Origin of the sequence: Sphingomonas sp. BK036 (assembly GCF_004216825.1) — a bacterium.
Lineage (GTDB): Bacteria > Pseudomonadota > Alphaproteobacteria > Sphingomonadales > Sphingomonadaceae > Sphingomonas.
Window position 1 is genome coordinate 43,558 of record NZ_SGXR01000004.1, and the last position, 14,858, is coordinate 58,415.

Annotated in this window: 12 protein-coding genes; 8 read left to right on the forward strand and 4 right to left on the reverse strand. The window is 66.4% G+C overall.

The annotated features are described in order from the left end of the window. Positions 1–173: 173 nt before the first annotated feature. Positions 174–953, reverse strand: coding sequence for an SDR family NAD(P)-dependent oxidoreductase (locus tag EV283_RS07290; protein ID WP_130324096.1), 780 nt, complete (start codon positions 951–953; stop codon positions 174–176). A 105-nt stretch (positions 954–1,058) separates the two neighbouring features. Between EV283_RS07290 and EV283_RS07295 the strand changes: the two genes are divergently transcribed. The 4 genes from EV283_RS07295 to EV283_RS07310 all read left to right on the forward strand — a co-directional run bounded on the left by EV283_RS07295 (position 1,059) and on the right by EV283_RS07310 (position 7,007). Further along, on the forward strand, positions 1,059–2,429 hold the full coding sequence (locus EV283_RS07295; RefSeq protein WP_242615844.1) for a cytochrome P450: 1,371 nt from the start codon (positions 1,059–1,061) through the stop codon (positions 2,427–2,429). A 66-nt stretch (positions 2,430–2,495) separates the two neighbouring features. Beyond that, on the forward strand, positions 2,496–4,541 hold the full coding sequence (locus EV283_RS07300; RefSeq protein ID WP_242615894.1) for a S9 family peptidase: 2,046 nt from the start codon (positions 2,496–2,498) through the stop codon (positions 4,539–4,541). Next, positions 4,538–6,646, forward strand: coding sequence for a S9 family peptidase (locus EV283_RS07305; RefSeq protein ID WP_207223060.1), 2,109 nt, complete (start codon positions 4,538–4,540; stop codon positions 6,644–6,646). The genes EV283_RS07300 and EV283_RS07305 overlap by 4 nt, the downstream gene beginning before the upstream one ends. Positions 6,647–6,692: 46 nt before the next feature. Continuing rightward, the gene (locus EV283_RS07310) at positions 6,693–7,007 is read left to right on the forward strand and encodes a hypothetical protein (RefSeq protein WP_130324102.1); all 315 of its coding nucleotides are present in this window, start codon (positions 6,693–6,695) and stop codon (positions 7,005–7,007) included. 150 nt (positions 7,008–7,157) lie between these two features. Here EV283_RS07310 and EV283_RS07315 read toward each other — a convergent pair whose 3' ends face one another. The 3 genes from EV283_RS07315 to EV283_RS07325 are packed head-to-tail and all read right to left on the reverse strand — an operon-like array spanning position 7,158 to position 8,804. After that, a complete protein-coding gene (locus EV283_RS07315) occupies positions 7,158–8,105 on the reverse strand; it encodes an aldo/keto reductase (RefSeq protein WP_130324104.1) in 948 nt (315 codons plus the stop codon). Beyond that, positions 8,102–8,425 (reverse strand): hypothetical protein, encoded by a 324-nt coding sequence (locus EV283_RS19405; RefSeq protein WP_242615845.1) that lies wholly within the window; start codon positions 8,423–8,425, stop codon positions 8,102–8,104. The genes EV283_RS07315 and EV283_RS19405 overlap by 4 nt, the downstream gene beginning before the upstream one ends. Before the next feature lie 7 nt (positions 8,426–8,432). Further along, positions 8,433–8,804, reverse strand: a complete 372-nt coding sequence (locus EV283_RS07325; RefSeq protein ID WP_056420363.1) for a hypothetical protein — start codon at positions 8,802–8,804, stop codon at positions 8,433–8,435. A 206-nt stretch (positions 8,805–9,010) separates the two neighbouring features. Between EV283_RS07325 and EV283_RS07330 the strand changes: the two genes are divergently transcribed. From EV283_RS07330 to metH, 4 genes are all read left to right on the forward strand, one after another. Next, positions 9,011–9,964: a metalloregulator ArsR/SmtB family transcription factor gene (locus EV283_RS07330; RefSeq protein WP_130324106.1), complete on the forward strand. Its 954-nt coding sequence runs from the start codon at positions 9,011–9,013 to the stop codon at positions 9,962–9,964. Continuing rightward, positions 9,961–10,905 (forward strand): methylenetetrahydrofolate reductase, encoded by a 945-nt coding sequence (gene metF, locus EV283_RS07335; RefSeq protein WP_130324108.1) that lies wholly within the window; start codon positions 9,961–9,963, stop codon positions 10,903–10,905. Before EV283_RS07330 ends, metF begins: the two co-directional genes overlap by 4 nt. A gap of 142 nt (positions 10,906–11,047) precedes the next feature. Further along, positions 11,048–12,106 carry a homocysteine S-methyltransferase family protein gene (locus EV283_RS07340; protein ID WP_130324110.1) on the forward strand — a complete coding sequence of 353 codons (1,059 nt, stop codon included), beginning with the start codon at positions 11,048–11,050 and terminating at the stop codon, positions 12,104–12,106. Positions 12,107–12,222: 116 nt separating this feature from the next. Continuing rightward, positions 12,223–14,829 (forward strand): methionine synthase, encoded by a 2,607-nt coding sequence (gene metH, locus EV283_RS07345; RefSeq protein WP_242615846.1) that lies wholly within the window; start codon positions 12,223–12,225, stop codon positions 14,827–14,829. Positions 14,830–14,858: the final 29 nt, after the last annotated feature.

Genomic DNA, 14,858 nt, shown 5'->3' on the forward strand with positions numbered 1-14,858 from the left:
GCCGGGGTGGTGGGATGGTTCGACGTGCGGTGGAGACCTCCGTCATCCTGCGCCATCCCCCTGTTCCCGTCATCCTGACGAAAGTCAGGATCCAGAGCCACGAACGATATCGCTTGTGATCCTAGATCCTGACTTTCGTCAGGATGACGGGGAATGGGCGGCTCGGCCCGCCGTTACCGCGGCGCCATCCGGATCGCGCCATCCAGCCGCACGTCCTCGCCATTGAAATACCCGCATTCGATCATCGTCAGCGCGAGCTGCGCAAATTCCTCCGGCCGCCCCAACCGCTTGGGAAACGGCACCGACGCCGCCAGCGCATCGCGCACCGGCTGCGGTGCCGCGGCCAGCAGCGGCGTGTCGAAGATCCCCGGCAGGATCGTATTCACCCGGATCCCCTCGCTCATCAGGTCGCGCGCGATCGGCAAGGTCATGCCGACCACCCCCGCCTTCGACGCGGAATAGGCCGCTTGCCCCATCTGGCCGTCCTCCGCCGCCGCACTCGCCGTATTCACGATCGCCCCACGCTCGCCGTCGCCGCCGGGCTCCAGCGTCAGCATCCCCGCTGCCGACTTGGCGATGCAGCGGAACGTGCCGACCAGGTTGATCTGGATGATCCGGTCGAACGCATCGAGCGGGAAATGCTTGATCGAGCCGTCCTGCTTCGATCGCCCCGCGGTCTTCGCCGCATTCCCCGTGCCCGCGCAATTGACCAGGATCCGCTCCTGCCCATGCGCCGCGCGGGCCGCCGCAAACCCCGCATCGACGCTGTCGTCCGACGTCACGTCGACCTTGCAGAACACCCCGCCAATCTCGTCGGTCAGCGCCTCGCCCTTGTCCGCCTGGAGATCGAAGATCGCGACCTTCACCCCCTTGGCGGCCAGCGCGCGTGCGGTGGCGGCGCCGAGGCCCGACGCGCCGCCGGTCACGACGGCAGCACATTTTGCGAGGTCCATGCATCTCTCCTGTCAAAGCCCCGAGATCCGCGCCCCGGTTGCAGAACAATAGTTATGCCCGTATTCGAGGCTTGCCAAGCCGGCATGTCGAACAGGAATCCGAAGATGACTGAAGCCGTCCTGGACAATGCCAGCCCGCATTGGCTGCCACGCCAGCCCAAGAGCGCGCTCGATCACATTCCCGGCAACGACGGCTGGCCGATCGTCGGCAATACGTTCCGCCTGCTCGCCGACCCCACCGGCTTTGCGCAGCGGATGGTCGCGCGGTACGGGCCGGTCTATCGTAACACGGCGCTTGGCGGCACCAGCGTCATGCTGCTCGGGCCCGACGCGAACGAGCTGATCCTGTTCGATCGCGACAAGACTTTCTCGTCCGAACAGGGCTGGGGCCCGCTCCTCAACCTGCTGTTCCCGCGTGGCCTGATGCTGATGGATTTCGAGCAGCACCGCGCCGACCGGAAAACGCTGTCGGTGGCGTTCAAGCCCGAGCCGATGCGGCACTACGCGACCGAACTCGATGCGGGAATCGCGGCTGCGATCGGCGGCTGGGCCGGTCAGACGGTGCGCTTCTACGATGTGGTCAAGACACTCACGCTAGATCTCGCCGCGACCAGCTTCCTCGGCGTGCCGCTGGGGGCGGAGGCGGACCGGATCAATCAGGCGTTCGTCGACGAGGTGCAGGCGAGCGTCTCGCCGATCCGCAAACCCTGGCCGGGCACGCAGATGCGCAAGGGCGTGAAGGCGCGTGCCTATCTCATCGACTTTTTCGAGCGCGAGATCCCCGCGCGACGCATCGGCGACGGGCAGGATTTCTTCTCGCAATTCTGCCGCGCGACCGATGACGACGGCGCGCCGCTGACCGCGCTGGCGATCGCCGACCATATGAATTTCCTGATGATGGCGGCGCACGACACGATCACCTCGTCTGCCACCAGCCTCGTCATGCTGCTCGCGCGCAACCCGGACTGGCAGGAGCGGTTGCGCGCCGAGGTCGCGACGCTGGATACGGCGCTGCCGCTGACCGAGCAGCTCGATCGCCTCGTCCTCACCGAATATGCGTTCAAGGAATCGCTGCGGATGATGCCACCGGTCCCGTCGATCCCGCGCCGCGCGCTGAAGCCGTTCCGCTTCGGCGGGTTCGACATCCCGGCGGGGACCAGCGTCGGCGTCGGCATCACCTATACGCACCACATGGCGGAATACTGGCCCGATCCCGACCGGTTCGATCCGCTGCGCTTCACGCCCGAGGCGTCGAAGGGGCGCCACCGGTTCGCGTGGGTGCCGTTCGGCGGCGGCGCGCATATGTGCATCGGGCTGCATTTCGCGACGATGCAGATGCGGCTGCTGATCGCGCATCTGCTAACGCGCTACCGGATCGAGGCGGCGGCGGGCAGCGGCGATGCGTGGCAGGTCTTCCCGATTCCGCGCCCGAAGGACGGGCTACCGGTGACGTTCGTGCCGCTTGCCACCACGTAATATGATGTCATCTTCGCGCGGTTCATTCGAAGGAGCCGCCCGTTGCGCTTGACCCTTGCCTTTCTTCTGCTGGCGACGACGCCGGCATTCGCGCAACACCAGCCGACCGCACCGCTATCCGAAGGTCCCACACGCAGTTTCACCGGCAGTGACCTGTTCGGCCTGACGATCGTGGCGGACCCGCAGATCAGCCCGGACGGCAAGACGATCGTCTATGTCCGCCGCACCGGCGACGTGATGACCGACAAGATGCAGTCATCGCTGTGGCTGATCGACGTCGCCAGCGGCCGGCAGACTCCGTTCGCGACGCAGGGCAGCAGCCCGCGCTGGTCGCCGGACGGTGCGCGGATGGCCTATGTCGCGCCCGACGGCGACGGGTCGCAGCTGTTCGTCCGCTGGCTGAGCGGTACGACGAGCGCGCGGATCACGAGCTTCCCCGGCGACCCGCAGGCGCTGGCCTGGTCGCCCGACGGCACCCGGCTAGCCTATATCGCGACGGTGGCGGGCGAGGGCACCAAGCTCGGCGCCGCCCCGGCCAAGCCCGAGGGCGCGAAATGGGCCGAGCCGCTGACGATCATCGACCGCGTCAACTATCGCAACGACGGCCCCGGCTATGTGAAGCCGGGCTACGACCATCTGTTCGTGGTCGGCGCCGACGGCGGCGCGGCGCGACAGCTCACCTATGGCAAGTTCGACGATGGCGGCCCGCTGTCGTGGACGCCCGATGGGCGCAGCATCGTCTTCGCCGCGATCCGCGGGCCCGCGGCGGATCGCCAGGTGATGAATTCCGACGTGATCGCGGTCGATGCGGCAAGCGGAACGATGCGGACGTTGACGACGCGCGACGGCCCCGACGCAAAGCCACGCGTGTCGCCCGACGGCGCGAAGATCGCGTGGCTGGGCTTCGACGACAAGCGCCGCAGCTACGAGAACACGCAGCTCTATGTCGGCGATCGTGATGCAGCCGCGCCGCGCTCGCTGACCGCCACCCTCGACCGCGGAATCGAGGACGCGGTGTGGGCCGCCGACGGCCGCAGCCTGTACGCCAGCTATGACGATCACGGCCAGCGCAAGGTCGCACGCATCGGCGTGGATGGCCGGGTCTCGCCGTTGATCGACAATGTCGCGGGCGGCGGGCTCGACCGCCCCTATACCGGCGGCGACTTCTCCGTCTCGAAGGGCGGCACGATCGCCTATACCGGTGGCGACGCGAGCGCGCCCGCCGACGTCTGGGTGCTGGCAGGTGGCAAACCGCGCCGGCTGACGACACTCAACGCGGTGCTGACCGGATCCAAGGCGCTCGCGCCGGTGCGGAAGATCGCGGTGACCGCGCCCGACGGCCGGCCGATCGACGCCTGGCTCGCCACCCCGCCGGGCCGTGTCGCGGGCCAGCGCGTGCCGCTGATCCTCGAAATCCACGGCGGCCCGAACGCCGCCTATGGCCCCGGCTTCGCGACCGATATGCAGCTCTACGCGGCGGCCGGCTATGCGGTGCTGTGGACCAACCCGCGCGGATCGACCTCCTACGGCGCCGAGTTCGCCAACCTGATCGACAAGACCTATCCCGCCGCCGACTATGACGATCTGATCGCCTCGGTCGACGCCGCGATCGCCGATGGCACCGCCGATCCGGACAATCTGTTCGTGACGGGCGGGTCGGGCGGCGGGCTGCTGACCGCGTGGATCGTCGGCAAGACCGACCGGTTCAAGGCCGCTGCCACGCAGAAGCCGGTGATCAACTGGATCAGCGAGGCGCTGACGATGGACAACACGCTGTTCACCTCGCGCTACTGGTTCACGAAGCTGCCGTGGGAGGATCCGATGAGCTATTGGAACCGCTCGCCGCTGAGCATCGTCGGCAACGTCAAGACGCCGACCCTGGTGGTGGTCGGAGGCGACGATTACCGGACGCCGGTCAGCGAATCCGAGCAATATTACGCCGCGCTGCAGATCCGCGGCGTCCCGACCGCGCTGGTGAAGGTGCCGGGCGCGAGCCATGGCGGCCTTGCCGCGCGCCCGTCGCAATCCGCGGCGAAGGCGTCGGCGATCATCGCCTGGTTCGATCGATATCGGAAGCCCGCGACGGCGCCGGCACAGGGGGCAGCACAATGACGATACGCTACATGATGCTGGCGGGGGTGGCGTTGGTTTCCACCGCCGCCGTCGCGCAGGTGCAGCCGCCGCGCGTCGCCAAGAAGCCGTTCCAGGTGACGTCGCCCAACGGCGCGCGCGAGGACGATTATTACTGGCTGCGCGACGACACGCGCAAGAACCCCGAGATGCTTGCCTATCTCGCCGCGGAGAACGCCTATGCCAATGCGCAGCTGGCGTCGCTGAGGCCGCTTCAGGCGAAGCTCTACGAAGACACCGTGGCGCATATCAAGCAGGACGACAGCTCGGTCCCCTATAGCAAGAACGGCTATTATTACGGATCGCGATTCCAGACCGGCGCGGATTACCCGATCCTCGAACGCCGCAAGGGCAGCCGCACCGCACCGGCCGAAACGCTGTTCGACCAGCCCGCAATGGCCAAGGGCCACAGCTTCTTCGCGCTGAGTGACTGGGCGGTCAGCCCCGACAACGCCCGCGTCGCCTGGGCCGAGGACACGGTGGGACGCCGGCAATATGTGCTGAAGGTGAAGGATCTGGCGACCGGCGCACTCCTCGCCGACACCGTCTCGAACATCGAGCCCAACGTCGTCTGGGCGGACGACAACAAGACGATCCTGTACGTCGAGAAGGACCCGGTGACGCTGCGCGGCTACCGCGTGAAGGCGCATGTCCTCGGCACCCCGGTCGCCAGCGATCGGCTGCTGTACGAGGAAAAGGACGACACCTATTCGATGGAGGTCTCGCGCACCGCCGACGACAAGTTCATCTGCATCGGCGTCGGCAGCACGGTCAGCGACGAGCAACGCTGCGCCCCCGCCGCAGCGCCGACCCGCTTCACGATCGTGGCGCCGCGCGCGCGCGAGTTCCGCTACGGCGCGGATCATATCGGCAATCGCTGGATCATCCGCACCAACAATGACGCGAAGAACTACAAGCTCGTCACCGTCGCCGATGCGGACCTCGCCAAGGGGACGGCGGCCTGGCGCGACCTGACGCCGGCCAGCGACACCGTCTTCATCGAAGGCTTCAAGCCGTTCGACGGCTTCGTCGCGATCGACCAGCGCGAAGGCGGCAACCGCATGATCCGCGTGCTGAGCGACGCGGGCAAGTCGACCCCCGTCACCGCCGACGAACCCGCCTATCGCATGGCGCTCGACGTCAACGAGGAAACGTCGACGCCGTGGGTGCGCTACACCTATGGCTCGCTCGTGACCCCGACGACGACCTACGAGGTCAACGCGCAGACCGGCGAGCGGCGCGTGCTGAAGGTCGCACCGGTACCGGGCTATGATCCCGCGAAGTACGTCACCGAACGCGTCTGGGCGCCGGCGCGAGACGGTACGCGGATCCCGGTTTCGTTGGTCTATGCCAAGGGTGTGAAGCGTGACGGCACCGCGCCGCTCTTCCAATATGCTTATGGCAGCTACGGCATTTCGAGCGATCCGGCGGTCGATCCCGGCCGCATCGGCCTGCTCGACCGCGGCGTCGTCTACGCGATCGCGCATATCCGCGGCGGGCAGGAGATGGGGCGCGGCTGGTATGACGACGGGCATCTGCTCAACAAGAAGAACAGCTTCACCGACTTCATCGACGTGACGCGCTATTTGGTCGCGCAGAAATACGCCGCCAAGACCCGCGTCGCGGCGATGGGCGGCAGCGCGGGCGGGCTGCTGATGGGCGGCGTCGCGAACATGGCGCCCGAGGACTATAAGCTCATTATCGCACAGGTGCCGTTCGTCGATGTCGTCACGACGATGCTCGACGCGTCGATCCCGCTGACGACGTTCGAATATGACGAATGGGGCAACCCCGCGCAGAAGGCGTCGTACGACTATATGCTGAGCTATTCGCCCTACGACAACGTCACAGCGAAGGCGTATCCGGCGCTGTATGTCGGCACCGGGCTCTGGGACAGCCAGGTGCAATATTACGAGCCGACCAAATGGGTCGCCAAGCTCCGCGAAATGAAGACCGACACGAACCCGCTGCTCTTCCGGGTCAACATGGAGGCGGGGCATGGCGGAAAGTCGGGCCGGTTCGAGCGTTACCGCCAGAATGCCGAGTGGCAGGCGTTCATGCTGCAACAGCTAGGGCTGGCGAAGTAGCGCACCGCGCGGTGGGCGAAGACCGAAACGATAAAGAGGTTCGCGAATGCTGGTTCGGATTTTCATGGGCGCGAATTGGGTCGGCGCGGATCGGCAGGAGGATTACGAGTTCGACGCGCTGCCGGCGGTCGGCCACAAGCTCGCGATCGCGTATGAGGATGGCTGGGAGGTCGCGACGGTGCGCGACATCGTCCACCGGCTGACCGACCCGGAAACGGCGGCCGATATCGCAATTCTCGTGTCGGTGCCGGTGCAGAGCGGGCAGGTGTCGGACGCGCTGCCGCTCGCCGGACTTGACGGCGTATCTGCCAAGCCATCGGGCGTATCGGTGCCCAAGACGACGGGCCCCTGGGGGGCGTAACCGAAGCAGAACCTCGACCTACGAATCCTCCCCCGCAAGGGGGAGGTGTCACCGAAGGTGACGAAGGGGGAGGATACGGAACAGGCGTGGCTCTCCCCGCCCCCTCCATCGCTTCGCGCCACCTCCCCCTGGCCGGGGAGGATCGAAGGGTCAGACCCCTGCGTCGGTGAGCGCTTCCAGTTGGTCCTTGGTCAGTTCGAGCGTCATCGCAGGCAGCAAATCTTCGATCTGCTTCACGCTAGTGGCGCTGGCGATCGGCGCGGTGACGCCGGGCTGCGCGATCAGCCATGCAAGCGCGACCTGCGCATGCGTCGCGCCGGTCGCCTCAACCACCGAGTCCATCGCGTCGAGCACGGCCTTCCCCTTGCCGTCGAGCAGTTCGCTCATCCGACCGCCGCGGACGCTCTGGCCGAGATCGTCCTTGGTGCGGTATTTTCCGGTCAGGAAGCCCGAGGCGAGCCCGTAATAGGGCAATACGCCGATATTCTCGGTGACGCAGTAATCCTGCAGCTCGCCCTCGAACTTGGTCCGGCTGACGAGGTTATATTCGGGCTGGAGCACGTGATAGCGCGGCAGGTCCGACGTCTTGGCGGCGTCGACCGCGGACTTCAGGCGGGCGGCGTGGAAATTGGACGCGCCGATGACGCGCACCTTGCCCGCGTCGACGAGCTTGCCGAACGCTTCGAGCACGTCCTCCTGCGAAACATCCTCATCGTCCTGATGCGCGTAATAGAGATCGATCCGATCGGTGCCGAGGCGCTTGAGCGAGGCTTCGGCCGCGGCGGCGATCCGCGCAGGCGCGAGCTTCTCGCCGCCTTCGCCGGGCAACATGCCGACCTTGGTCGCGATCAGCACGTCGTCGCGCTTGCCGCTGGCCTTCAGCCATTCGCCGATCATGCTCTCGGATTCGCCACCCTTGTGGCCGTCGACCCAGGCCGAATAGACATCGGCGGTATCGATCATCGTGCCGCCGCCCGCGACGAACGCGTCGAGCACCGCAAAACTGGCAGCGCGGTCGGCCGTCCACCCAAAGACGTTGCCGCCGAGGACAAGGGGGGCGATCTTGAGATCGGTCGAACCGAGGCGGCGCAGGGTCATCGCGTCTGATCACTTTGATTTGAGGGTATGTCTGTATCGGGCGCCGTTTCGTCAGGAGCGGCGACGACCGCGTTGAGATCGACGCTGTTCGCATCGAGCATCGCGGCCGCCTCGTTCAACTGATGCGCCTCATCGGCAGTAACAGCCCCGGGTTCGCTGGCAGGCGAACAGGCCGCCAGCGCAACGGGTAGAAGGACCGCCGCCGCGCCCCATCCGTCATACCAGCGAACGCTGGTATCTTTCCGCTTGGGTCGAGGAGACCCGAGCCGGGAGTTCCCGGCGTTCACCGGGATGACGGAAGTAGGCAGGCGGCGATCCATTCAGTGATTAGTCCTTGATCGCATTGCCTGCGCGGGTCAGCGCGTTGCCCGTGGCATCGGCAGCGCGGTCGGCACCGTTGCTGATCGAGGCGCCTGCACGGTCTGCACCGGCTTCGATGCGGTCACCGGCGCGGTCGGCCTTCACGTCGAGATTGTCGGTGGCGTTGTCCATGCGCGCACCGGCATTGTCGAGCGAACGCTCGGCCGAACCCAGCGCACGATCGCTGGCGGCGCTGACGTCGTCGACCGCGTTGGCGGTGGTCGCGCTCGCATCGGCGGCGATTGCGTTGGCGGCCTGTGCCGTCTGGTCCTGCGCATTGTTGCTGCAGGCTGCGAGACCGGCCGTCAGGGCCAGCGCGGGGATCAGAAACTTCTTCATATAAACTACTCCCGTTGACAATCTGGCGTCCCTCCCGCGGGTATCCCCGGGGACGTGGCCCTTGTGGACCAGCAAATGCCCGGCCCATAGCGCAATCGAACGCGGATGAAGCGTTTCCGATCCGTCACGATCGGACGCGATGCGATAAGTCGCAGAGGCTTACGGCCGCGTTGACCTCATATAAAGAAATCTTTATATGAGCTGGCATGACGATGGCGCTCGAAATCTTCCGTGCATTGGCGGACGCGACACGGTTGCGGATCCTCGCGCTGTTGCGGCGCATGGAGCTGTCGGTCGGCGAGCTCGCGCAGGTGCTCGGGCAGAGCCAGCCACGCGTGTCGCGGCATGTGAAGATCCTGTGCGACGCCGGGCTTGCCGAGCGGCGCAAGGAAGGCAGCTGGGTGTTCGTGGCGCTGGGCACGCCGAGCGCGGTCGAGCCGATCGCGGCGGCGCTCGATGCGTGGGCGAAGGCCGAGCCCGATCACTGGGCGGTCGCGGATGCGGCGCGGCTCGCGGCGGTGCGCGCGGACCGCGCGGCGAGTGCGGCCGCGTGGTTCGAGGGGCATGCCGACGAATGGGACGCGATCCGCTCGCTCCATGTCGCCGAAAGCGAGATCGAGGCGGCGATGGCGGCGGTGCTGGGCAGCGCGCCGATGGAGACGCTGATCGATATCGGTACCGGCACCGGGCGGATGCTCGAGCTGTTCGGCGGGCGTGCGAAGGTCGCGCTCGGGATCGATCGCAGCTCGGAAATGCTGCGGCTCGCACGCGCCAAGCTGCACGACATGGCGCATGCCGAACTTCGCCAGGCGGACCTGTATGCGCTGCCGCTCGAGGATGCCGCGGCCGATGTCGCGATCCTGCACCACGTCCTGCATTTCGCGCAGCAGCCCGGCGCCGCGGTGAGCGAGGCGGCGCGCGTGCTCGCCCCCGGCGGCCGGTTGCTGATCGCCGATTTCGCGAGCCACGACCGCGAGGAACTGCGGCTGCGCGATGCGCATACCCGGCTGGGCTTTGCGGACGAGCAGATGGCGGCGTGGTTCGCGGGCGCCGGCCTGCACACGGCGCGGGTCGAGACGCTCGAGGGCGGCGAGTTGACGGTGAAATTATGGCTCGGTCGCAAGATCGGCGCGAGCTTGCGTGAGGTGAAGGCGGCATGACGAACATTTCGATCCCCCAATTGGCGGAAGCGCGCCGCGCGCTCGAGGAACCGCTGTTCGCGGATCTGGCGGGCGACGTCGGCATCAGCTTCGAATTCTTTCCGCCCAAGACCGAGAAGATGGAGACGCAGCTCTGGGAGGCGATCCGGACGCTGGAGCCGCTCGCGCCCGATTTCGTGTCGGTCACCTACGGCGCGGGCGGGTCGACGCGCGAGCGGACGCACGCCACCGTCGCGCGGATCCAGCGCGAGACGTCGATGAACGCGGCGGCGCATCTCACCTGCGTTGAGGCGACCAAGGCCGAGATCGACCAGGTCGCCGAGGAATATTGGGCGGCGGGCGTGCGTCACATCGTTGCGCTGCGCGGCGACATGCCGACGCTCGGCCAGCCGTACCAGGCGCATCCCGGCGGGTATGAGAATGCGGCGGCGCTGGTCGCGGGCCTGCGCAAGCTTCATCCGTTCGAAATCTCGGTCGCGGCCTATCCCGAATGCCATCCGGAATCGGGTGATCCCAATGCGGATATCGACAATCTGAAGCGCAAGCTCGATGCGGGCGCGAGCCGTGCGATCACGCAGTTCTTCTTTTCGCCGGAAGCCTATTTCCGGTTCCGCGACCGCGTCGCTGCAGCGGGGATCACCGCGCAGATCCTGCCGGGGATCCTGCCGGTGTCGAACGTCGCGCAGACGCGCAAGTTCGCGGGGCTTTGCGGGGCGGAGATCCCGGCCTGGATGGACCGGCTGTTCGAAGGGCTCGACGATCATCCCGCCGCGCGACAGCTCGTCGCGGCGACGATCGCGGCCGAGATGTGCCGGCGGCTTTATGCGGGCGGGGTGAAGGATTTCCACTTCTACACGCTCAACCGCGCCGAACTCGCCTATGCTATCTGTCACATGCTCGGCGTGCGCGCGAAGCCGAGTGAGACGGTGGCTGCGGCGTAGCTCGATCCTCCCCGGTACGGGGAGGGGGACCAGCGCAGCTGGTGGAGGGGGCTCTCCACCAGCGGGCCGAACGAGGAGAGCCCCCTCCACCGCTCTGCGAGCGGTCCCCCTCCCCGTACCGGGGAGGATCGAAGGATTGACGATGACACCACGTGAACGTTTCAACGCGGAAGCCGCCAAGCGCATCCTGATCACCGACGGCGCGTTCGGGACCGAGATCCAGAACTGGAAGCTCGACGAGGCGGCCTATGCGGGCGACCTCGGCCTGAGCCACGACCAGAAGGGCAACAACGACATCCTGGCGATCACCAAGCCGGAAGTGCCCGAGACGATCACGCGCGAATATCTGGAGGCCGGGTCGGACATCGTGTCGACCAACACGTTCAGCGCGAACATCATCAGCCAGGCGGATTACGGCGCCGAGCATCTGGTACGCGAGATCAACGTCGAGTCCGCCCGGATCGCGCGGGCGCTCGCCAACGAGTATGAAGCGAAGGACGGCCGTCCGCGGTTCGTTGCGGGTGCGATCGGGCCTACCAACAAGACACTGTCGCTGTCGCCCGATGTCAACGATCCGGGCTTTCGCGAGATCGACTTCGATTATCTGAAGGGCGTCTACCGCGAACAGATCGACGCGCTGCTCGAAGGCGGCGAGGGGGTCGGCGTCGACTTCATCCTGATCGAGACGGTGTTCGATACGCTGAACGCCAAGGCCGGGATCATGGCCGCGATCGAGGCGGGCGACGATCTGGGGCGCGACGTGCCGATTATGCTGTCGATGACGCTGACCGATCTGTCGGGGCGCAATCTGTCGGGACATACGGTCGAGGCGTTCTGGCACGCGGTGCGGCATGCTCGGCCGGTGACGATCGGGCTGAACTGCTCGTTCGGCGCTGAGCAGCTGCGACCTCATGTGAAGACGCTGTCGGGGATCGCCGACACGCTGATCATGATCTATCCGAATGCCGGGCTGCCCAACGAACTCGGCGAATATGACGAGATGCCGGCGACGACCGCGGGGCTGGTCGGCGAGTGGGCGGTGGCCAAGCAGGTCAACGTGCTCGGCGGCTGCTGCGGCTCGACGCCGGCGCATATCAAGGCGATGGCGGAGGGCGTGCGCGGGCTTGAACCGCGCGCGGTTGCGAGCCCGGAGGTTCGGACCAAGCTCGCCGGACTCGAACCGTTCACGATGGCGGCCTAGTTCCCCTTCTGCTTGCGGGAGGGGTTAGGGGAGGGGCTGGCCCAACCCGACCACCTCGCTTGCGGCACGTCCCTCCCCCGACCCCTCCCGCAAGCGGGAGGGGAGGAAAGCAGATCATGACCACTTCCTCCTCCACGTCCTTCGTCAACATCGGCGAGCGCACCAACGTCACCGGCTCGGCGCGGTTCAAGAAGCTGATCATGGCGGGCGATTATCCCGCCGCCGTCGAGGTCGCGCGTCAGCAGGTCGAGAGCGGCGCGCAGGTGCTCGACGTCAACATGGACGAGGGGCTGCTCGACGCGCACCACGCGATGACGACGTTCCTCAAGCTGATCGCCGCGGAGCCCGATATCGCGCGCATCCCGTTCATGGTCGACAGCTCGAAATGGAGCGTGATCGAGGCGGGGCTGAAGTGCGTCTCGGGCAAGCCGATCGTCAATTCGATCAGCATGAAGGAGGGCGAGGAGCAGTTCCTTGCCCAGGCCAGGAAGTGCATGGCGTACGGCGCCGCGGTGGTCGTGATGGCGTTCGACGAGGTCGGGCAGGCTGACACCAAGGACCGGAAGGTCGAGATTTGCGAGCGGGCCTACAAGCTGCTCGTCGGCATCGGCTTTCCGCCCGAGGATATCATCTTCGATCCCAACGTCTTCGCGGTCGCGACGGGGATCGAGGAGCACGACAATTACGGCGTCGACTTCATCGAGGCATGCCGCGAGATCAAGGCGCGCTGCCCGCACGTCCATATTTCGGGCGGCCTATCGAACTTCAGCTTCTCGTTCCGCGGCAATGAGCCCGTGCGCCGAGCGATGCACAGCGTGTTCCTATATTATGCGATCCCCGCGGGCATGGACATGGCGATCGTCAACGCGGGCCAGCTCGATATCTATGACGATATCGATCCCGAACTGCGACAGGCGGTCGAGGACGTCGTGCTCAACAAGGATCCCGAAGCGGGTGAGCGGCTCGTCCAGCTCGCCGAACGCTATCGCGGCACCGATGTGGTTGCGGAGAAGGCGGCGGCCGAATGGCGCTCGCTCGACGTCAACAAGCGGCTCGAATATGCGCTGGTCAAGGGCATCGACCTCCATGTCGTCGAGGATACCGAGGAAGCGCGCCAGATCATCGATGGCAATGGCGGTCGCCCGATCGAGGTGATCGAGGGTCCGCTGATGGACGGCATGAACGTCGTCGGCGACCTGTTCGGCAGCGGCAAGATGTTCCTGCCGCAGGTCGTGAAATCGGCACGCGTGATGAAGAAGGCGGTCGCGCATCTGCTGCCGTATATCAAGGCGGCCAAAGAGCCCGGCGCGCGCGGCAAGGGCAAGATCATCATGGCGACCGTCAAGGGCGACGTGCACGATATCGGCAAGAACATCGTTGGCGTGGTGCTCCAGTGCAACGGGTTCGACGTGGTCGATCTGGGCGTGATGGTGCCGTGGTCGAAGATCCTCGAGGCGGCGAACGAGAACGACGCGGACATGATCGGGTTGTCGGGGCTGATCACGCCGTCGCTGGACGAGATGGTCACGGTCGCCGAGGAGATGAAGCGTGCGGGGATGACGATGCCGCTGCTGATCGGTGGCGCGACCACGTCGAAGGTCCACACCGCGCTCAGGATTGCGCCGGCCTATGACGGTCCGGTGGTGCACGTCCTCGATGCGAGTCGCGCGGTCGGCGTTGCCTCGACGCTGGTGTCGGACACGATCCGTGACGAGTTCGTGACGAAGACCGCGGACGAATATGAAGCGGTGCGTCTGTCGCGCGCGAACAAGGGGCAGAGCGAGCTTCTTCCGCTGGCGACGGCGCGCGAGCGTGCGTTCGTGGCGGACTTCGCGATGAAGCCTGCCGCGCCGGTGAAGCCCGGCGTGCACGTGTTCGCGGACTGGGACCTGTCGGACCTGCGCGACTATATCGACTGGACGCCGTTCTTCCGCGCGTGGGAGCTGGCCGGGAACTTCCCCGCGATCCTGACCGACGAGGTCGTCGGCGAGAGCGCGAGTTCGCTCTATGCGGATGCGCAGGCGATGCTCGACACGATCGTCGCGGAGAAGTGGCTGACGCCGCGCGGTGTCGCCGGACTCTGGCCGGTGCGGCGCGAGGGGGATGATGTCGTCGTGCTCGAAGGGGAGGGCGTGCGCCTCCCCATGCTCCGCCAGCAGATTGCCAAGCGCGAAGGCCGCGCGAACATGTGTCTGGCCGATTTCGTCGACACGCAGGACGACTGGTTCGGCGGGTTCGCGGTCGGTATCCATGGGATCGACGAGCACATCGCGCGCTTCAAGGCGGGGCATGACGACTATAACGACATCCTGCTGAAAGCGCTCGCCGACCGCTTCGCCGAGGCGTTTGCAGAGCGGCTCCACAAGCATGTCCGCACAGAACTGTGGGGCTATGCGCCGGACGAACAGCTCACCAACGAGGCGATGATCAAGGAGCAATATCGCGGCATCCGCCCAGCGCCGGGCTATCCCGCATGCCCCGATCACAGTCTCAAGCCGATCCTGTTCGACCTGCTCGACGCCGAGACCGCGACCGGGCTCGAACTGACCGAGAGCTTTGCGATGTTCCCGACCGCGGCGGTGTCGGGCTTCTATTTCGGCCACCCGCAGGCCGAGTATTTCGGCGTCGCACGTGTCGGTCGCGACCAGCTCGAGGACTACGCGGCGCGGCGCGGCGCGGACCTCAAGACCGCCGAGCGCTGGTTGCGTCCGAACCTCGATTAGTCCGTCATCCTGACGAAAGTCAGGATCCA